Here is a 1,065-nt window from a genome sequence, read left to right on the forward strand (position 1 = left end):
CGCGGCTACCTGTGAACTGTCAATAGGTTGTATTCGTCCAGGTTGAGTCTGGAGATGGGTACAGCGCGCCCGATGCCTTGGTGGGGTCGATGCCAGTTGTAGTGGTGTAGCCAGGATTTCATGGCATCGGCTCGGTGTTGGGAGTTCTGGTAGGTGTGAGCGTAAGCCCACTCACGCAAGGCCGACTGGATGAAGCGTTCGGCCTTGCCATTGGTCTGTGGGCGGTAAGGTCGGGTAAAGCGGTGCTTGATGCCCAGCTCATGGCACAGCGCGGCGAAGGCGCGGCTGCGAAAGGCCGAGCCATTGTCGGTGAGCAAGCGCTGGATGGTCACGCCCAGGCGCTGGTAGTAGGCCACTGCGTCCTTGAGGAACTGGACGGCGCTGGGGAAGCGCTCGTCGGGGTGGATGTCGGTGAAGGCCACGCGGGCGTGGTCATCGATGGCCACGAAGACGAAGTCCCAGCCGGCCCCCTCAACGGTATCGCGTCGGTTGCCCGTGACCCGGTGGCCAGGGCGCTGGATACGTCCCAGCTTCTTGATGTCGATGTGCAGCAGATCGCCGGGGGCCTGATGCTCGTAGCGCACCACCGGCTCGGCCGGCTCCAGGTCGGCCAGGTGCGACAGACCGGCGCGGGCCAGGACGCGGCTGACGGTGCTGGCTGACACGCCCAGCGCCTGGGCGATGCGCGCTTGGGTCAGCCGCTTGCGGCGCAGCTCCACGATAGCCAGCGCCTTGGCCGGCGCAATCGCTCGGGGCGAGACCGTCGGGCGCGAGGACGCATCGGCCAAGCCCGCCTGGCCCTGAGCCAGGAAGCGGCCCAGCCATTTGCGCACAGTCGGCGCGGTGACCCCATAGGCGCGGGCCGCTTCAGGCACACAAACTTGATGGGCGATCAATTGCTGGACCATTTCGAGTCGACGTAGGAAGGTCAATCGGGCATGCTTATGGGTGTTCATCCGGCCGGGCTCCTTGAGTGAACTGGGGGGGTGGCGATTTCCAGTTTCTCAAATCCGGTTCGGATGAACCATGCATACAACCTATTGAATCTTCACAGCTAGGCGCCGG

General features: G+C 64.3%; 1 protein-coding gene. It reads right to left on the reverse strand.

The window, feature by feature from the left end; all coding sequences use genetic code 11:
* Positions 1 to 5: 5 nt before the first annotated feature.
* Positions 6 to 956, reverse strand: a complete 951-nt coding sequence (locus tag L540_RS21135; RefSeq protein WP_010930208.1) for an IS481-like element IS481 family transposase — start codon at positions 954 to 956, stop codon at positions 6 to 8.
* Between the last annotated feature and the right edge of the window lie 109 nt (positions 957 to 1,065).

The organism is Bordetella pseudohinzii, assembly GCF_000657795.2.
Classification (GTDB): Bacteria; Pseudomonadota; Gammaproteobacteria; order Burkholderiales; family Burkholderiaceae_B; genus Bordetella; species Bordetella pseudohinzii.